This window comes from Pseudomonas sp. UBA1879 (assembly GCF_002338065.1).
GTDB lineage: Bacteria > Pseudomonadota > Gammaproteobacteria > Pseudomonadales > Pseudomonadaceae > Aquipseudomonas.
Map to the genome: position 1 here is coordinate 132,308 of NZ_DDHJ01000017.1, position 18,468 is coordinate 150,775.

General features: G+C 59.4%; 15 protein-coding genes. 4 read left to right on the top strand and 11 right to left on the bottom strand.

Translation table 11 applies throughout. From position 1 onward, the window contains the following. The first annotated feature begins 199 nt into the window (after positions 1-199). The 4 genes from B3N48_RS19915 (at position 200) to B3N48_RS19930 (ending at position 6,272) form a co-directional block, all read left to right on the top strand. Complete coding sequence (locus tag B3N48_RS19915; protein WP_296186715.1) at positions 200-2,005, top strand: phenylacyl-CoA dehydrogenase; 1,806 nt, start codon at positions 200-202, stop codon at positions 2,003-2,005. Positions 2,006-2,324: 319 nt separating this feature from the next. Next, entirely contained in the window at positions 2,325-3,620 is a 1,296-nt protein-coding gene (locus B3N48_RS19920) for a GGDEF domain-containing protein (RefSeq protein WP_296186717.1), read from the top strand. A 224-nt stretch (positions 3,621-3,844) separates the two neighbouring features. Then, entirely contained in the window at positions 3,845-5,623 is a 1,779-nt protein-coding gene (locus B3N48_RS19925; protein WP_296186719.1) for an acyl-CoA dehydrogenase C-terminal domain-containing protein, read from the top strand. 487 nt (positions 5,624-6,110) lie between these two features. After that, positions 6,111-6,272 carry a YqaE/Pmp3 family membrane protein gene (locus B3N48_RS19930; protein ID WP_045484381.1) on the top strand — a complete coding sequence of 54 codons (162 nt, stop codon included), beginning with the start codon at positions 6,111-6,113 and terminating at the stop codon, positions 6,270-6,272. 191 nt (positions 6,273-6,463) lie between these two features. On the opposite strand, the gene B3N48_RS19935 is transcribed toward B3N48_RS19930, so the two are convergent. From B3N48_RS19935 to B3N48_RS19985, 11 genes are all read right to left on the bottom strand, one after another. Further along, the gene (locus B3N48_RS19935) at positions 6,464-8,290 is read right to left on the bottom strand and encodes a S9 family peptidase (protein ID WP_296186723.1); all 1,827 of its coding nucleotides are present in this window, start codon (positions 8,288-8,290) and stop codon (positions 6,464-6,466) included. After that, positions 8,256-9,443, bottom strand: a complete 1,188-nt coding sequence (pqqE, locus tag B3N48_RS19940; protein ID WP_296186725.1) for a pyrroloquinoline quinone biosynthesis protein PqqE — start codon at positions 9,441-9,443, stop codon at positions 8,256-8,258. Before pqqE ends, B3N48_RS19935 begins: the two co-directional genes overlap by 35 nt. Further along, positions 9,415-9,690, bottom strand: coding sequence for a pyrroloquinoline quinone biosynthesis peptide chaperone PqqD (gene pqqD, locus B3N48_RS19945; protein ID WP_296186727.1), 276 nt, complete (start codon positions 9,688-9,690; stop codon positions 9,415-9,417). Before pqqD ends, pqqE begins: the two co-directional genes overlap by 29 nt. Beyond that, complete coding sequence (gene pqqC / locus B3N48_RS19950) at positions 9,687-10,442, bottom strand: pyrroloquinoline-quinone synthase PqqC (RefSeq protein WP_296186729.1); 756 nt, start codon at positions 10,440-10,442, stop codon at positions 9,687-9,689. The genes pqqD and pqqC overlap by 4 nt, the downstream gene beginning before the upstream one ends. Before the next feature lie 139 nt (positions 10,443-10,581). After that, positions 10,582-11,493, bottom strand: a complete 912-nt coding sequence (gene pqqB, locus B3N48_RS19955) for a pyrroloquinoline quinone biosynthesis protein PqqB (protein WP_296186730.1) — start codon at positions 11,491-11,493, stop codon at positions 10,582-10,584. Between the two features lie 119 nt (positions 11,494-11,612). Further along, a complete protein-coding gene (pqqA, locus tag B3N48_RS19960) occupies positions 11,613-11,687 on the bottom strand; it encodes a pyrroloquinoline quinone precursor peptide PqqA (RefSeq protein WP_003422658.1) in 75 nt (24 codons plus the stop codon). Between the two features lie 174 nt (positions 11,688-11,861). Next, a complete protein-coding gene (pqqF, locus tag B3N48_RS19965; protein WP_296186732.1) occupies positions 11,862-14,297 on the bottom strand; it encodes a pyrroloquinoline quinone biosynthesis protein PqqF in 2,436 nt (811 codons plus the stop codon). A 204-nt stretch (positions 14,298-14,501) separates the two neighbouring features. Further along, positions 14,502-15,302 (bottom strand): carbon-nitrogen hydrolase family protein, encoded by an 801-nt coding sequence (locus B3N48_RS19970; protein ID WP_296186733.1) that lies wholly within the window; start codon positions 15,300-15,302, stop codon positions 14,502-14,504. A gap of 10 nt (positions 15,303-15,312) precedes the next feature. Next, entirely contained in the window at positions 15,313-17,007 is a 1,695-nt protein-coding gene (locus tag B3N48_RS19975; RefSeq protein ID WP_296186735.1) for a flavin monoamine oxidase family protein, read from the bottom strand. Between the two features lie 131 nt (positions 17,008-17,138). Further along, positions 17,139-17,600: an Lrp/AsnC family transcriptional regulator gene (locus B3N48_RS19980; RefSeq protein ID WP_296186736.1), complete on the bottom strand. Its 462-nt coding sequence runs from the start codon at positions 17,598-17,600 to the stop codon at positions 17,139-17,141. A gap of 80 nt (positions 17,601-17,680) precedes the next feature. Continuing rightward, the gene (locus tag B3N48_RS19985; protein WP_296186740.1) at positions 17,681-18,448 is read right to left on the bottom strand and encodes a class II aldolase/adducin family protein; all 768 of its coding nucleotides are present in this window, start codon (positions 18,446-18,448) and stop codon (positions 17,681-17,683) included. Positions 18,449-18,468: the final 20 nt, after the last annotated feature.

Genomic DNA, 18,468 nt, shown 5'->3' on the forward strand with positions numbered 1-18,468 from the left:
CGTCTGAACAGCGGCGTGACGTTTTTCATGCCGTCGATGAAAGGTGCACGGCGCACCCTTGACATCAATTAGGCGTAAACGTATGTTTCAAACATCTGTTTGACCACCGAATAACAACGACACCTCGGTGCAGGGGCAAGTCCCTACAGTGACCCTTCGGTCATCCAAATCCAGGATTCATCAGCAGAGGTTTATCGCTATGCCTGACTACAAGGCCCCCTTGCGTGATATTCGCTTCGTCCGTGACGAGCTGCTCGGCTACGAAGCGCACTATCAGAGTCTGCCAGCCTGCCAGGACGCCACGCCTGACATGGTCGACGCCATTCTCGAGGAAGGCGCCAAGTTCTGTGAGCAGGTATTGGCCCCGCTGAATCGCGTAGGTGACAACGAAGGCTGCACCTGGAGCGAATCCGGCGTTAAAACCCCAACGGGTTTCAAGGAAGCGTACAAACAGTTCGTCGAAGGCGGCTGGCCGAGCCTGGCCCATGACGTCGCCCATGGTGGCCAAGGCCTGCCTGAGTCGCTCGGCCTGGCGGTCAGCGAAATGGTCGGCGAAGCCAACTGGTCGTGGGGCATGTACCCAGGCCTGTCTCATGGCGCAATGAACACCATTTCCGAACACGGCACCCCCGAACAGCAGGAGGCTTACCTGACCAAGCTGGTGTCGGGCGAGTGGACCGGCACCATGTGCCTGACCGAACCTCATTGCGGCACCGACCTGGGCATGTTGCGCACCAAGGCTGAACCTCAGGCCGATGGCTCGTACAAAGTCTCGGGCACCAAAATCTTCATTTCCGCTGGCGAACACGACATGGCCGATAACATCGTCCACATCGTGCTGGCCCGCCTGCCGGACGCGCCTGCGGGCACCAAAGGCATCTCGCTGTTCATCGTTCCGAAATTCCTGCCAGCGGCTGACGGCAGCGTCGGCGAGCGCAACGCTGTCAACTGCGGTTCCATCGAACACAAGATGGGCATCCACGGCAACGCTACCTGTGTAATGAACTTCGACGGCGCCACTGGCTTCCTGATCGGCCCGCCGAACAAGGGCTTGAACTGCATGTTCACCTTCATGAACACCGCACGTCTGGGCACCGCATTGCAAGGTCTGGCCCACGCCGAAATCGGTTTCCAGGGCGGCTTGAAATACGCGCGCGAACGTCTGCAGATGCGCTCGCTGACCGGCCCGAAAGCGCCGGACAAGGCCGCCGATCCGATCATCGTCCACCCTGACGTGCGTCGCATGCTGTTGACCATGAAGGCCTTCGCCGAGGGCACTCGCGCGATGGTGTACTTCACGGCCAAGCAGGTCGACATCGTCAAATACAGCGAAGACGCCGACGCCAAAAAGCAAGCCGATGGCCTGCTGGCATTCATGACCCCGATCGCCAAGGCGTTCATGACCGAGGTCGGCTTTGAGTCCGCCAACCACGGCGTACAGATCTACGGCGGCCACGGCTTCATTGCCGAGTGGGGCATGGAGCAGAACGTTCGCGACAGCCGTATTTCGATGCTGTACGAAGGCACCACTGGCGTTCAGGCCCTCGATCTGCTGGGTCGTAAGGTGCTGATGACCCAAGGCGAGGCGTTGAAAGGCTTCACCAAAATCGTCCACAAATTCTGCCAGGCGCAGGAAGGTAACGAAGCGGTCAACGAATTCGTCACGCCGCTGGCTGCCTTGAACAAAGAATGGGGCGAGTTGACCATGAAGGTCGGCATGGCAGCCATGAAGGATCGCGAAGAAGTCGGCGCCGCTTCGGTGGATTACCTGATGTTCTCCGGTTACGTTTGCCTGGCGTACTTCTGGGCTGACATGGCACGTGTCGCCGCCGAGAAACTGGCTGCGGGCACGTCCGAAGAGGCCTTCTACACCGCCAAGCTGCAAACCGCGCGCTTCTACTTCCAGCGCATCCTGCCACGCACCCGCACCCACGTGGCGGCCATGCTGTCGGGCGCCAACAACCTGATGGACATGAACGAAGAGCACTTCGGTCTGGCGTACTGAGTCAACACTGCGCTCCACATGCAAAACCGCTTGTCCTTCGGGGCAGGCGGTTTTTTTGTGCTCGGCATGTTCACGCTTCCCTGTGGGAGCTGGCTTGCTGGCGAATGCGCAGGGTTAGCCACCATTTGTGCACTGATACACCGCTTTCGCCAGCAAGCCGGCTCCCACAGTCAGGTATCTGAGCGGGCATCAATGTGACTGTGCGATCAGGAACGTCATAAAAAAGAGTGATCCATCTCACAATTTCTCCTCATTAAATCTGTTATTCGGCCGATACAGGCACAATGCCATTGATTTGAACGAGTCGGAGACCGGCCTCTTGCTGCGCCCTTCAGCTGCACGCCTCAGCCATTTTGTGCCCTCACTGGCGCTGTTGATCGCCGGGCTTGCGGCCGCGTATGTGAAGGACCTCAACGTCTTCTTCACTTCGCTGTTCAATGTGCTGCCCACGTTGGTGCTGTTACTCGGCGGCGCGTATTGCGGCGTTTACAAGCGCCAGCGTGAGCTGTTCCTGATGATCACCGTGTACATCGCGTATTTCCTGCTCGACACGCAGACTGATTACTACCGTGACAACGGAAAAGTCCGAGAAGACGCGGCGGTCGTGTTCCACCTCTGCTGCCTATTGCTGCCGATCATGTTCGGGCTGTTTGCAGCGTGGGAAGAACGCACGCACCTGTTGCAGGATCTGGTCGCGCGTCTGGCCGTCCTGGTCGCCGTCGGCAGCGTCGCACTGGGGCTTGAGCAAAGCTTTCCGGACAGCCTGCTCGCCTGGCTCGCCGACATTCGCTGGCCCGCGCTGCATGGCGAATGGATGAGCCTGATCCAACTGTCTTACGCCACCTTCCTCATCGCCTTCGCGTTGCTGATCACGCAATACATTCACAAGCCAAGGCCCCTGCATGCCGCGCAATTGGTGGGCCTGCTCGGGCTGTTTTGGGCGTTGCCGAAAACCTTCATTTTGCCGTTCACGCTGAACATCATGTGCAGTCAGGTGATGCTGATGATCGCGGCCGGGGTCGCACATGAGGCGTATCAAATGGCCTTCCGCGACGAGCTGACCGGATTGCCGGGCCGGCGGGCACTCAACGAGCGGATGCAGCGTCTGGGCCGCAACTACGTGTTGGCGATGAGCGATGTCGACCATTTCAAGAAATTCAACGACACCCATGGTCACGATGTGGGCGATCAAGTGCTGCGCCTGGTGGCGAGCAAACTGTCGAAGATCACCAATGGCGGGGGACGCGCCTATCGCTATGGAGGGGAAGAATTCGCGATCGTCTTTGCTGGCAAGACGCTGGACGAATGCATGCCGCACCTGGAAGTGATTCGCGAGACCATCGCCAATTACTCGATCCATCTGCGCAATCAGGACAGCCGCCCGCAAGACGACCAGCAAGGACGTCAACGGCGCGCGGGCTCCCAGGCGTCCACGGTTTCAGTCACGGTGAGCATGGGCGTTGCCGAACGATTGCCCGAGCATCGCAATCCTGAAGAGGTGCTCAAAGCTGCTGACCAGGCGCTCTATGCCGCCAAAGGCGCGGGTCGTAACTGTGTCATCGCGCATAGCCACATGAATAAACGTGGCGCAGTCCGAATGGCCGCCGCCAGCTAGGGTTCATTTCTTTCTCTTTGTAATCAATGGCTTTCACGTCCTCTGTGAAGGCTCGCACGCGTTTCAAACCTATTAGTGACCAAAATGCGATAAATGGTCACCAATCGACCCTATGTGTCGCAAATGGTGTTCCTGTACACTCGGCATCACTGACACACCGACGCTGCAAGCTCCCCCGTTGCGTCTCTTTCCCCCGGTATCTGTTGCTGTTTGCGAGGTTTGCCATGGCCGACTACAAAGCGCCGTTACGCGATATGCGCTTCGTCCTCAATGAAGTGTTCGAAGTCTCCAAACTCTGGGCCACGTTGCCCGAGCTGTCCGAAGCAGTGGATGCGGAAACCGTCGAGGCGATTCTTGAGGAGGCCGGCAAGGTCACCGGCAAATCAGTCGCGCCGCTGAGTCGTGCGGCTGACGAAGAGGGCTGCCACTGGGCTGACACCGTTGTCACGACGCCGAAAGGTTTCGTTCAGGCTTACAAAACCTACGCCGAAGGCGGCTGGGTCGGAGTGGGTGGCAACCCCGAGTTTGGCGGTATGGGCATGCCGAAGGCGGTTTCGGCTCAAGTCGAGGAAATGGTCAACTCGTCGAGTCTGGCCTTCGGCCTGTACCCGATGCTGACTTCCGGCGCGTGCGTGTCGATCAACACCCACGCCAGCGAAGCGCTGAAGGCCACCTACTTGCCAAACATGTACGCAGGCATCTGGGCCGGTTCAATGTGCCTCACCGAAGCCCATGCCGGGACCGACCTCGGGATCATTCGCACCAAGGCCGAGCCGCAAACGGACGGTTCCTACAAGATCAGCGGCACCAAGATTTTCATCACCGGTGGCGAGCACGATCTGACCGACAACATCATCCATCTGGTGCTGGCGAAACTGCCAGACGCGCCTGCGGGGCCGAAAGGCATTTCGCTGTTTCTGGTGCCCAAATTCTTCGTCAATGGCGACGGCAGCCTGGGCGCGCGCAACAGCGTTTCGTGCGGCTCGATTGAACACAAGATGGGTATCCAGGCGTCCGCGACCTGCGTGATGAATTTCGATCAAGCTGAAGGCTATCTGGTTGGCGAGCCGAACAAAGGCCTGGCGGCAATGTTCACGATGATGAACTACGAGCGGCTTGGCGTCGGTATCCAAGGGCTGGCGTCTGGCGAGCGCTCTTATCAGAACGCTATCGAATACGCCCGCGATCGTTTGCAAAGCCGTGCACCCACCGGCGCACAATCCAAAGACACCATCGCTGATCCGATCATCGTTCACCCTGACGTGCGTCGCATGCTGCTGACCATGAAGGCGCTGAACGAAGGCGGTCGTGCGTTTTCAACCTACGTCGCCCTGCAACTGGACACTGCCAAGTACAGCGAAGACGACGACGTTCGCCACCGTGCCGACGCGCTGGTTGCGTTGCTGACGCCAGTCGCCAAGGCATTCCTCACCGACATGGGGCTCGACACCACCGTGCTGGGTCAGCAAGTGTTCGGCGGCCACGGCTACATTCGCGAGTGGGGCCAGGAGCAGTTGGTCCGTGACGTGCGCATCACCCAGATTTACGAAGGCACCAACGGCATTCAGGCTCTGGATTTGATGGGGCGCAAAATCGTCGCTACTGGCGGCGCGCATTACCGGTTGTTCTCTGACGAAGTCAGAGCGTTCATCGCGTCGTCTGATGCGTCTTTGGGCGAGTTCACCAAGCCTCTGAGCGCCGCGCTGACGACTCTTGATGAATTGACGGAATGGGTACTGGATCGCGCGCGAAGCAACCCTAACGAAATCGGTGCTGCGTCCGTCGAATATCTGCATGTCTTCGGCTACACGGCATACGCCTACATGTGGGCGATGTCGGCAAAGGCGGCGCTGGGTAAAGAGACACAGGAAGATTTCTACGCCAGCAAACTGGGCACCGCGCGTTTCTATTTCGCGCGTCTTCTGCCGCGGATACAGTCGCTTGCCGCATCGGTGCGGGCTGGCAGTGAATCGCTGTACCTGCTGGACGCCGCACAGTTCTGATCCCGAACACGTCATGTAAGCTTTGGCTTACACGACGTGATGACAAATAGCTCTATCGCATCATGGGATCCAAAGTTAATCTACACACATGGACGTCGCGCAGGATGCGCAAACAGACAACAGGGACACGTAGGGAATGCCTGCCAGGACGGTAGGAAGAAAGGGAAGTCAAAAGGGAAACAGTCTGGAAAACCTCGCTTCGGCGGGGTTTTCTTTTATCTGGCTTCTCAAAATCGCCTAGCGCGTGCGCAGCCCCCGGTCCGGGATGCTCTGCCTCTTCATGTTCCAAGCTCGAACCTCGTTTGCTGCCTCAGTGCGTCGCACGACACCTGCCCGATTTGTAGCGGCATCTTCACCAAAGAACCAAGGCGACTTTTTATCCACCGGATAGAGACTCCCTGACTCAAGCTGTGGAACCCCTGTAGCGCAGCAGAGTCGATTAGCTGTGTGGCCCGATGGGCCATCTTCTTAATCAGGAGCTCCACCCATGGACATCATTCGCATCATCATCGCCATTCTGCTGCCACCCCTGGGCGTGTTCCTGCAAGTCGGCTTCGGCGGCGCGTTCTGGCTCAACATCCTGCTGACGCTGCTGGGTTATTTCCCCGGCATCATCCACGCCGTTTACATCATTGCCAGCCGGAAATAAGCCCTGCACAGGTATTGCGGTGTACGCCGCAATACCTGTGCGAGCCGGCTTGCTGGCGAGAGCGGTGTCTCAGTCGCCCTAAGCGTCACAGACAGATCGCCTTCGCCAGCAAGCCGGCTCCCACAGAAGTCAGATTCGCCAGCAAGCCGGCTCCCACAAAAGTCAGCGTCGTCCCTTAGAAAGCGAGCGCATCACCCCTCCATCACCTTCCGATAAAACGCCCATTCGGTCTCCAGCGCATGAGCCTGATTGCTGGCCTTGCGAAAGCCATGGCGTTCGTCGGGGTAGAAATGAGCTTCGGCGGGGATGCCCTTTTCCTGTAGCGCGTTAAGCATGTCGCGGGTCTGGGCGGGAACGACCACGGCGTCGAGTTCGCCCTGGAAGAAGATCACCGGCACTTTGATCCGGTCAGCATGTAACAGCGGTGTGCGCGCTTTGTAACGGGCCATGTCGATGTCCGGATCGCCAATCAGCCAGTCCAGATAATCTGCCTCGAACTTATGCGTCGCCTCGGCCAGCGCCAAGGGATCGCTTACGCCGTAAAGACTCGCGCCTGCGCGGAACACATCCTTGAACGCCAACGCGCATAAGGTCGTGTAGCCGCCTGCGCTGCCGCCGCGGATGAACGCGTTGTCCGGATCAACCAAGCCCTGATTGCCAAGATGCTCGACCACCGCGCAGGCGTCTTCCACATCGACCACGCCCCATTCCAGAAACAGCGCCTGACGGTACGCTCGGCCGTAGCCGGTGCTGCCTCGGTAATTGAGATCGGCAACTGCGAAGCCGCGCTGCGTCCAGTATTGAATGCGCGGGTCCAGCACCGGGTAACAGGCCGACGTAGGCCCGCCGTGGATGAACACCACCAACGGCGGTCTCGCTTCACCGTTCATGGCCGGGTAGAAATACCCGTGGGCTTCTGCATGTCCGCTTGGATAGCGCAGGGTTTGCGGCCGACTAATGCGCTCGACAGGCAGGGGCGCGACACCGCCAGCCAGCACTTGAATGCGCTTATCGTTGCGGCTGATCGCGAGCACGGCGGAAGGACTAACGGCCGATGCGGCGATGCAATACAGGTACTGATCGTCCATCGCCAGGCTGCGAAAACGGCTGTAATCAGCGCCGAAACTTTCCAGCGTGTTGTCAGCCGAACGCACCCCCAGCACCCCCGTTCCTTCTTCGGACCAAGTGGCGAGGTAAGCGCCATCATTTAACGGCAGCCAGCTCGACCCGCCCAGCTGCCAAGGCGCTGGCGCATGGTCGGCTTTGGCTGCAGGCAAGGCTTCCAGCCCTTCCAGCGTCTCGACCCACGGCTGCCAGAACCCGGCGCGGTCGGTCAGGCAATATAAGCGGCCCTGGGCGTCGAAACGCGGTTGTTGCAGCGCTTCAAGACCGAGTCCTCCCGCCAGGCAATGCGCGCGCCCCCACGTCGCATCGGGCTGGCGCTCCATGCTTAACAACCGGGTAGACGTCCACGGCTGATGGGGGCGCCACCATTCGATCCACACCAGCCGCTGACCATCGGGGCTCAGGGTTGGCGATGCGTAAAAGTCGGCGCCCTCGGCCAGCACCTCGCGCCGGCCATCCACAAGATTGATCGCCACGAGACGGTGAACGTCTTTTTCTTCCTCAACGGCCAGAATTTGTCCACGAGCGAATCGGACATCGCCGTAGCGTTTGTCACCTTCGGTCAGTGCTTGCGGGACGTTGGAATCGAAAGATTGAACGTAGATCTGCTGGTCAGCCTCGTTGACGAACGCCACTGCGTCGTCGGTGAGGCAGAACGATCCGCCGCCGTATTCGTAAACCCGGCTACGAGCGCTGAAACCGTCCGGCGTCAGGCAGGTGGTTGTACCGTCGTGCCAGCGCCAAATGCGTGAAGCGGCATCCTGAGGGCGAAATTCATTCCAGAAAAGGCCTGCTGGGCTGACGCTCAGTTCGGCGAAATCGATGCCTGCCGCCACAGCTTGGGCGGCAGAAAAGAGGTCAGGATTTGGCGATGAGGCGAGAGTTTCGTTCATTGCGGAAAGCCAGTTGCTCGATGGTCTGGCTAGCATACTCGGCTTCGTCGCGGGCTTGGGTGATCAGGCTGTGTTGCGGCGACTTGCTGCACACCGGGTCTGCATTGCTGGCATCCCCCGTGAGCATGAAGGCCTGACAGCGGCAGCCGCCAAAGTCCTTCTCTTTCTCGTCACACGACCTACATGGCTCGGGCATCCATTCGTACCCGCGAAAGCGGTTGAAGCCGAACGACTCGTACCAGATGTGCTGCATCGTGTGATCGCGCACGTTGGGAAACTGAATAGGCATCTGCCGCGCGCCGTGGCAAGGCAGGGCGGTGCCGTCGGGCGTGACCGTCAGGAACAGATTGCCCCAGCCGTTCATGCAGGCTTTCGGCCGCTCTTCGTAGTAATCAGGGGTGACGAAGATCAGCTTGACCGGGTGGTTCTCGGCGGCGAGCTTCTCGCGGTATTCATTGGTGATGCGTTCGGCACGCACCAGTTGATCCTTGGTGGGCAGCAGGCCCACGCGGTTCAACTGCGCCCAGCCGTAGAACTGGCAAGTCGCCAATTCGACGAAATCGGCTTCCAGCGCCACACACAGCTCGATGATTTTGTCGATTTTGTCGATGTTGTGCCGATGCGTAACGAAGTTCAGCACCATCGGGTAACCATGTTTCTTCACGGCCCGGGCCATTTCCAGCTTCTGCGCGAAGGCTTTTTTCGACCCCGCGAGCATGTTGTTCACCTGCTCGTCGCTGGCCTGAAAGCTGATCTGGATGTGATCGAGACCTGCTTCCTTGAAGTCGATGATTTTCTGCTCGGTCAGGCCGATGCCCGACGTAATCAGATTGGTGTAGAAGCCCAGCCGTCGCGCCTCGGCGATCAGCTCGGCCAAGTCCTGACGCACCAGCGGCTCGCCACCGGAAAAACCAATCTGCGCGGCGCCCATTTGCCGCGCTTCGGCCATCACTTTGAACCACTGTTCGGTCGTCAGCTCCTGACCCTGCTTGGCGAAATCCAGCGGGTTGGAGCAATACGGGCATTGCAGCGGACAGCGGTAGGTCAGCTCGGCGAGCAGCCACAATGGCAGCCCGACCGGAGGGGTGGGCGGGATGTGGATCTTGGTGTCGTTGATCGCGGACTCAGGCAAGTTCGATCCAGTGTTCGGCACGGGCGACCTCCATGAATTGCTCGACGTCGGTGCCGAGCTCGGGAACGCCGGGAAATTTAGCGTCGAGCAGCGCGATGATCTCACCGACGCTGCGTTGGCCGTCGATCAGGCTGCCGATCTCGCTGGCGCTTTCATTCAGCCTGATCATGCCTTCGGGGTACAGCAGCACATGGCCGTTTTGCGCGGGCTCGAACTGGAAGCGGTAGCCCCGGCGCCAGCTTGGCACCTGGTTACGATTGAAGGTCATAGGGCGATTCCTTTATGCCAGACGCGCTGGTCGGTGACGCTGTGATAAGGCGGGCGATTCAGTTCGTAGGCCATGCTCATGGCGTCCAGCATGCTCCACAAAATGTCGAGTTTGAACTGGAGGATTTCCAGCATGCGCTGTTGGCCTTCCCGGGTCGTGTAGTGCTGCAGGGTGATCGCAAGGCCGTGTTCAACGTCGCGACGGGCCTGACCCAGGCGGGTGCGGAAGTATTCGTAACCTGCGGGATCGATCCAGGGATAGTGCTGCGGCCAGCTGTCCAGACGCGACTGGTGAATCTGCGGCGCGAACAGCTCCGTCAGCGAGCTGCTCGCCGCTTCCTGCCAGTTGGCGCGGCGGGCGAAATTCACATAAGCATCCACGGCAAATCGTACGCCTGGCAGGACCAATTCCTGCGAACGCAGTTGGTCAGGATCCAGACCTACGGCCTGCCCCAAACGCAACCACGCCTCAATGCCGCCGTCTTCGCCGGGGGCGCCGTCGTGGTCGAGCAGGCGCTGAATCCATTCGCGACGAATCTCGCGGTCAGGGCAGTTGGCCAGAATCGCGGCGTCTTTCAGGGGGATGTTGACCTGGTAATAGAAGCGGTTGGCGACCCAGCCCTGAATCTGCTCGCGAGTAGCGCGGCCTTCGTACATCGCCACGTGGAACGGGTGATAGATGTGGTAGTACGCGCCTTTGGCGCGAAGGGCCTGTTCGAATTCGGCAGGGGACAGTGGCGTTTGCTCACTCATGTCGGACTTTTCCTCAAGAGTTTCTGCAGATCCTGTGGGAGTGAGCTTGCTCACGAATGCGATATGTCTGTGCCTTAAATGCTGGCTGATCCGACGCTTTCGCGAGCAAGCTCACGCCCTCAGGTTGACCTGCGTTTTCCTACAACTCGATGCTCATGCCATCAAAGGCGACTTCAACCTCGCGGCGGGCCAGTTCGGCACGCTCGGGGGAGTCCTCATCAAGAATCGGGTTGGTGTTGTTGATGTGAATCAGCACCTTGCGCTGCGTCGGCAGTTTTTCCAGCACTTCCAGCATGCCGCCGGGGCCGTTCTGTGCCAGGTGGCCCATCTCTGTACCCGTGCGGGTGCCTACGCCGCGACGCTTCATCTCGTCGTCGTCCCACATCGTGCCGTCTACCAACAGACAGTCGGCGCCGCTCATTTTCTCCATGAGGGCGTCGTCGACTTTGCCCAGGCCTGGTGCATAAAACAGCTTGCCGCCGCTCCGTGTATCTTCGACCAGCAAGCCAATGTTATCGCCGGGGTGTGGGTCGAATCGGTGGGGCGAGTAGGGCGGTGCGGCGCTGCGCAGAGGAAAAGGCGTAAACCGCAGGTTAGGGCAGGCGGGGATGACGAAGCTGCCCCCCAGCTCGATGCGATTCCAGACCAAGCCGCCGTTCCAGTGCTTGAGCATGTTGAACAGCGGAAACCCTGTGGTCAGGTCCTCGTGAACCATGTCCGTGCACCAGACCTGGTGCGGGCAACCTTCGCGCAGACTCAGCAGGCCTGTGGTGTGATCGATCTGGCTGTCCATCAGGACGATGGCACTGATGCCGGTGTCGCGCAGACCACGATTCGGCTGCATGGGCGCAAAGCCTTGAAGCTGCGCGCGGATGTCGGGAGACGCATTGCACAAGACCCAATTCACGCCGTCATCTGACAAGGCGATGGACGACTGAGTGCGCGCCTGAGCCCTCAGGCTACCCTCGCGGAAGCCTGCGCAGTTGACGCAGTTGCAATTCCACTGAGGAAAACCGCCGCCTGCCGCCGAGCCGAGAATCTGGATGTGCATGTGTACTCCGTACCAAAGAGGGCTGTGCTGCCCGAAGACGTGCTGAACGCCACGCCTGAAAATCTTTAATCCTGTAACAAAAAAGCCCCGGCGAACCGAGGCTTTTCATCGCGCAACCATCAACGGCTAGCGAAATACATGGTGACTTCAAAGCCGATACGCAGATCGGTGTAAGCAGGTTTAGTCCACGACATAGGAAACTCCTTCCGGGTGAATGCAGCGGTGGGTAGGTACATCTTTAGTACACCTGCAAGAGGAGACGTTCAAATGCTTAGGCAGCTATGTTACTAAAAATATCGCAGGGCCAATGATGAAAGTTCGGAGAAAGCGTTTTGCATCTCAGGCAATGATCGTAGGCCTTTGCGTCCCTATCTGCCTGGCCCGGCGCGGTTGGATAGGCACAATAGAGGGGTGCAAGACAGCGCTACCCTTTTCGCGGCGTCCAATATGTCTTCTCGATGAAGATGTGCAAATGAATGTTGCAGACGAGCGACGTAGTCGGCGCCGTGCCCTGCAAGGTGCGCCTGCCACAACATTTCGGCAGAGGTTTGAAAGTCCATGACGGCAGGGTCGAGCTGGTTCTGTAGCGCGAGGAGTTGCGCCGGTACATCAGCGGTTTCGATTTGCGCTGGTAACGTGTTCATGAACGTCTTGATGTGTTCCACCAATTGCGACGCGCTGACGCTGGGGGATTGCACGCCAAACAACATCCCGCCATGCCCGGCAATCTGTCGGAAACCACTGAATACCGCGTAGCCCAACTGCAGTTCGACGCGAAGGCGTTGGTAGAAAGGTGCCTGCGTCAAATGTGAGAAAAATCGCCAGGCCGCTTCATCTTCGATGCTGTTTGTCGGCGTCGGGTAAAACATCAGCACAGCATCTTCGGACGATTCTGACGTCTCGATTTGCCAACGTTGATCCGCGGCCTGCAGCGCGGCAGACGCCGAATGATGTTCGGGGATGCCCGGAATACGCGTCAGCGCGAGGGCTAATGGTCCTCGGTCATTGTGTGGGAATCCAGCGGCAAACCCCGTCCAACGCGCGTTTGACCAGATGCTTCGCAGGTCGATCGATTCCTTGCCGACTGGGCTGTTCAAAAAATGATCAGGCAAGGTCTTGAGCAATTGGCGAATCGGAATCGGCGCGGGCTCGCGGCTTGGCGCTGCGTAACGGGCGAGGGATTCATCAGACGGTTCGCCAAGGAGTGTCAGCCCTTGCTCCAAGATGGCCGGGAAAGGGTCGGCGAAACCGCTCAGTTTGAGTTGCCAGTAAGGGCCGTACGCTTCAAACGCCAGCGTGACGCCCGCCTGTTGTGCGTCGGCAATGAGAGGCTTGAGGCTTTCGACGAGCATGCGATGCAACGTGGGCTGCGGTGAGGGGAGCGTCCAGCGCAAGTAAATCGTGGCTTCGCCGATGGCTGGGAGAGCATCGCTGACGGTCAGTGCAGGCGGTAACGACACAGCGGTTTCGGGCGTCTCGCTTTCGCGCAAGAACGGGTTGGGACTGGGCAGGTGCCAAGTGACGTCATTGATAGCGGCGGGGCTGATGGGGTACAGCAGGTGGCTTGGCGTGAGTTGATCAAGCAGCGCGTCAATGGCTTCGGCTTGCACGCCCGAGGGTGCGTGACCCGCACTGTAATGCCTCGCAAGGGCGAGGGCGTTGCTGACGTCCATATGCCGCTGTTGCAGCCGCTCGTATTCGTCAAGCAGTGCGGGGTAGTTCGCTTTGAAGAACGTCAGCCAATTGAAGATCAGGCCGTAGATGTGCGTGGCTTGCACCGACGTTTTCGCGAGCACGCTCACTCCTGCAGGCGGCTGCAGGTGATCTGTAGGAGTGGAATCGCTCGCGATGGCGTCAGCAAGCGCAATCTCGATCTCGAACAAGACTTGTCCGGCAAACGCATACACCACATGAGCCTTCAGCGACTCAATCAGCCCTCGTTCCCGCAGTTGCGCCACCAACCCGCCCGGCTGCGCATTGTTCACCCAGGTGCAAAGAAATACCGCCGCCTGTTCGTGTCCCTGCGGCAGGCCTTCGCACGCGAACATCAAATGCATCTGACGCGGCTCATCTTCGCTCGGCGACTCACCGGCTTGCTTATGCATCAATGCAGGCGGTTTCTGCTGTTCGACCCTACGGCCGGCAGGGAAAACGCGGCCAAATGTTGTCGCCATTGCCTGCAATTCTTCCAGCGTCTGCGGGCCGGCAAGGCTCAGGGTCATCTGACCGGCCTGATAGAACGTTTGGTAGAAATCCTGCAACGCCCGCTGAAACGCCGGACGTGGAACGGGGAGGCTGAAGCGATTGCCCGCATGAAACCCGCGCAGCGGGTGCAGGGCCGAGAGCGGCTGAAGGCGTTTCAGGTGATCGCGAGACCCATCGTCGCGCGACCATGCGATGAATTCCGCGTGCAGCACCTCTCGTTCGCGCAACTGGTCGGCCAGGCGCAGGCGCGGATGAGCGAGCATGTCGCACAGCCGCTCCACCCCCGCATTGAACAGCGGCGGAGCCAACTCGAAGAAGAAATCGGTGGTGCGCTCGCGTGTGCTGGCGTTCACCTGCCCGCCGTGGCGCTGCACGTAGGCCATCAGATTCTGATCTGCGGGAAACCGCTCTGTGCCCAAGAAGAAAAGATGCTCAAGAAAGTGCGCCAAGCCGGGCCATTGTGTCGGCACATCATGACTGCCCGCCGCCACCCGCAACGCCGCTGCACAACGCTTCAGGCGCGGCGCGGAACACAGCACCACTCGCAAGCCGTTGGGCAAGGTCAGAGAACGATGGGTGGTTGAATCGGGCACCGGCATGAAGATATCCGCGATAGCGTAGGAAAGTGATTCGTCATGCTAGCGGATTGTAGAGATTCGGGTGTAGCCACCCAGTAGCTGTGGGAGTGAGCTTGCGCACGAAGGCTTACTCTCGTTCGTTGAGTCTGTTGGAGATGTACCGGCCCATTCGTGAGCGAAGGCACTCCCACAGAAGGCAAGTGGCCAGAGGAGCACAACCGCCTTTCAGTTTTTGGCCAACCCCGAATAAAACCCCGGCCGCCGATCCTTGAAGTAAGTGTTGATCGCCTGCGACTCGCTCATCACCTGCCGATCCAGATCGGCAATGACCAACGCCTCTTCATGTCCCGCGCGCCCGATCTGTTTGCCATCCGGCGCGCAAATGCTGCTCAGTCCGCAGTACTGAATTTGGCCTTCGCTGCCGCAGTAATTCGCGTACACCAGATAACACTGGTTCTCGAACGCCCGGGCCCGAACGGTGACTTCACAGACGAAATCGTAGGGGGCCATGTTGGCGGTTGGCACCAGAATCAGGTCGACGCCCGATAACGCCAGACGCCGTGTGTTCTCGGGAAATTCCACGTCGTAGCAAATCAGAAATCCGAGCTTCCAGCCGTTGAATTCCACCACCGGAAAATGCTCGTCGCCTGCGCTGAACATCGACTTATCCAGGTCGCCGTATAGATGCGTCTTACGGTAGTTGCAGCGAGATGACCCTTGCGCGTCGATCAACTGTACGGCGTTATAGACACGCCCTTCGGCACTCAACTCGGGATAGCCATACAGAATGGCAATGCCGTTTTCTTTGGCGATGTCGGCAATCGCCTGAGCGGCAGGCCCATCGCAGGGCTGCGCCAGGTCGTGAGCGGCCTGTGCGCCGATGTTGTAGCCGCTCAGGTACATCTCCGGAAGCACCAACAGCGCGGCGCCCTGTTTAGCCGCTTCCGTCGCTTGTGTCCGGAGCCGCGACAGATTGCCACTCACGTCCAATGGCACAGGCGGGCATTGATACAGGGCAACGCGCATGGCGGTCTCCTTATTCGGGTAGCACGATGGGGCCGATTTCGTGGAACACATCGCCCGGCCCTGGGTTCTCGGCGTGGGTCTTGCCGCCGAAATGGGTCATGATGCCCCACACCGCATTGAGCGAGGTCTGCACTGCGCCCTCTACCCAGGCGGGTGTCCAGGACACGTCGTCGCCCGCGATGAAAATGCCGCGTTGCTCGTCAGGCATGTCCTTTTGCATGAAGTGCGCGTACATCCGCTGGTTGTAGCGATAGTGGCCTGGCAGCGCGCCTTTGAATGCGCCGAGGAAATGCGGGTCAGCTTCCCACGACACGGTGATCGGATCTCCGATGATGCGCGCGGCGATATCCACCTTTGGGTAGATCTTTTTCAAAGCGCCGAGCGCCAGGCTCACGCGTTTTTCCACCGGGTGCGGCAGCATTTTCAGCGCGTCGCTCATCCACGAGTACGACAGACAAATTACTCCCGGCTTCTCGGTGCCGTTGGAATAGGTGCCGTTATCGAACAGGTAGGTGCCGCGCGTCAGGCGGTCAGTGAGGGTCATGCTCATCTGGTCGCGACCGGTTTCCGGGTCTTTGTCTTTCCAGAAGGGGCGATCGACCATTACGAAGGTTTTCGACGACTGCATGTAGCGGGTGCGGTCCAGCGCCATCCACATCTTTTGCGAGAACAGCGACTCTTCGCATTCGATCTGTGTGGTCAGCAGCCAGCTCTGGCAGGTGGCTAGCACGGCGTCGTAGTGACGGGTGTCGCCCCAATTGTCAGTGACCGCGAACTGGCCGTCGGCGGCGCGGGCGATGCGTTTGACCCCGGTGCGGGGGGCGCCGTGATGCAGGGTGGAGAGGCTGGTGCCTTCAGGCCAGTGAGCACAACGCTCCGGCGCATGCCGCCAGATGCCCAGCGGCACTTGCTCGACGCCGCCGACAATCAGGTGCTGGTGATCGTCGCAGTTGGTCATGACCACGCGAAAGATTTCCAGCATCGAGTTCGGGAAGTCCGAGTCCCAGCCGCCCGTGCCGAAGCCGACCTGGCCGAACACTTCACGGTGATAGAACGAAAGTTTTGCGAAAGCTTTGGACGTGGCGACGAAGTCGTAAAAGGTGCGGTCGTCCCACAGCGGGACGAGCTTGTCCCACAGCTCTTTCAAACGCGGCACATCACGATCACGAATGGCTTGCTGAATGTCGGCGAACTGCGCGCCATCTTCCAGGGCGTCCGCCCAGGCGTCAGCCACTTCCTGAAACAGCGCAGGCAAATCTGACAGCTTCTGTGCGTAATGCGTCGTGCCTTCCAGATCGATCACCGTGCTGCCAGACGCTGCGGTCAACGGGTTGGGGAAGGGCTTCGATTCAAGGCCGAGCTTGTCGACGTAGTGATAAAACGCGGTGGACGACACCGGAAAACGCATCCCGCCCAACTCGGCGATGATGCCCTCGGCGCCCTCGAATTGTTGCGAGCGCAAACGACCGCCCATTTTTGAGGCTTCGTAAACCACCGGTTTGAGGCCCAGTTTCATCAGCTCGTAGGCAGCAACGAGTCCGGCAATGCCTGCGCCGACGATCGCCACTTCTTTGCCGAGGTTGTCACTTGGAATACTGCCCAGCCCTGCGGGATGCTCAATCCAGTCGTCGAAGGCAAACGGGAAATCCGGGCCAAAAATCGTGATCGGTTTTTTGCCGTCGGCGGGGTGGCGATTGTTCTTCATGACTGACCTTAATCGGCTGTGGCGCGAAAGGGGAAAGTCTAGATAACAGTTGCGACGTTAATAAGACGCAAAGTGTCGTCGTTTCGTCGCGATTCTGTGCGATATGACGACTTCATACGTCGTAACGACCATCAGACGGGCTGTCCACGATCAATTTTGCTGCTGAGGATGATTGAAGTCGTGGTCTTTTCCACACCGTCGACGCTGCCGATCAGGTCCAGCAATTGATCCAGCTGTTCAGGCGAATCGGTGCGCAACCAGGCGACGTAGTCGAACTCGCCGCTCACCGCGCACAGCTGCTGCACTTGGGCCAGGGCGCTCAAACGGCGCAACACTTCTTTGCCCGAGCGCGGTTGCACCGTGATGCCGACGTAGGCCTGCAACCCCCCGTCTACCACTCGCTGACTGAGACGCACGCCATAGCCGGTGATGATTTTCGCTCTCTCCAGACGGGCGAGACGCGAGGTGACAGTAGTTCGGGCAATGCCCAACTGGCGGGCGAGATTGGCGACCGGCTCCCGCGCATTGATTTGCAGCGCAGCGATCAACTGACGGTCGACGTCATCAAGGGCGGGTGGGCGTGAGTCGGACAAGGGGAGATCTCCATCGGCAAGCGGGTGATGTTACCCGTTGCCGAGGATGGATGGCAGGCTGCTACCGAAGGTCGGTGACGTTAGTGTTTGTAGTCCGGCGCCACGCGATCCAGCATTCTCAACAGCGCGGCCCAGGCAAAATCGACCGAATCCGCGTCGCTCAACTCACCTTCCGCCACCCCTTGGCCCGGCGCGTTGAACTGGCGCTCAGTGCGCACGCGTACGTCCTCCGGGGGTAAACGCAACGTGCCACCCGCCTGCGCCGCGATCTGAATTTCGCAGGCTTTTTCCAGGTAATACATGCGCAGGAACGCTTGCTTGACGCTGCTCCCGACGGTCAGCAAGCCGTGGTTGCGCAGGATCATGACCGAGTGATCGCCCAAGTCCGCCACCAGACGCTGCTGCTCACTGAAGTCCAGCGCGATGCCTTCATAGTCGTGATAGCCCACGCGGCCATAGAACTCCATCGAAATCTGATTCACCGGCAGCAAGCCCTCCTCCTGCGCCGCCACTGCACAACCCGCCTTGGTGTGCGTATGAAGCACGCATTGTGCGTCGTCCCGAGCCCGGTGGATCGCGCTGTGAATCACGAATCCCGCCGGGTTGACCGGGTACTGAGAGGCCTCGACCTTGTTGCCGTCGAGGTTGATTTTCACCAGATTGGAGGCTGTGATTTCTTCGAACATCAGTCCATACGGGTTGATCAGGAAATGATGCTCAGGCCCCGGTATACGCAGGGACAGATGGGTGTAAATCAGATCGGTCATCTTGAAGTGTGCGATCAGGCGATAGCAGGCCGCCAGTTCCTGCCTGAGTTGCCATTCCTGCGGGCTGTACGCGTGTGTCATGTTTCCTCCGAGGGTGTCGG

What these genes read in the sequence shown, in the direction of transcription:
- B3N48_RS19915 (WP_296186715.1), top strand. Translation starts at nt 200, where the DNA reads ATGCCTGACTACAAGGCCCCCTTGCGTGATATTCGCTTCGTCCGTGAC.
- pqqD (WP_296186727.1), bottom strand. Translation starts at nt 9,690, where the DNA reads ATGACCTTCAATCGTAACCAGGTGCCAAGCTGGCGCCGGGGCTACCGC.
- pqqC (WP_296186729.1), bottom strand. Translation starts at nt 10,442, where the DNA reads ATGAGTGAGCAAACGCCACTGTCCCCTGCCGAATTCGAACAGGCCCTT.
- B3N48_RS19970 (WP_296186733.1), bottom strand. Translation starts at nt 15,302, where the DNA reads ATGCGCGTTGCCCTGTATCAATGCCCGCCTGTGCCATTGGACGTGAGT.
- B3N48_RS19925 (WP_296186719.1), top strand. Translation starts at nt 3,845, where the DNA reads ATGGCCGACTACAAAGCGCCGTTACGCGATATGCGCTTCGTCCTCAAT.
- B3N48_RS19930 (WP_045484381.1), top strand. Translation starts at nt 6,111, where the DNA reads ATGGACATCATTCGCATCATCATCGCCATTCTGCTGCCACCCCTGGGC.
- B3N48_RS19935 (WP_296186723.1), bottom strand. Translation starts at nt 8,290, where the DNA reads ATGAACGAAACTCTCGCCTCATCGCCAAATCCTGACCTCTTTTCTGCC.
- pqqF (WP_296186732.1), bottom strand. Translation starts at nt 14,297, where the DNA reads ATGCCGGTGCCCGATTCAACCACCCATCGTTCTCTGACCTTGCCCAAC.
- pqqB (WP_296186730.1), bottom strand. Translation starts at nt 11,493, where the DNA reads ATGCACATCCAGATTCTCGGCTCGGCGGCAGGCGGCGGTTTTCCTCAG.
- B3N48_RS19985 (WP_296186740.1), bottom strand. Translation starts at nt 18,448, where the DNA reads ATGACACACGCGTACAGCCCGCAGGAATGGCAACTCAGGCAGGAACTG.
- B3N48_RS19975 (WP_296186735.1), bottom strand. Translation starts at nt 17,007, where the DNA reads ATGAAGAACAATCGCCACCCCGCCGACGGCAAAAAACCGATCACGATT.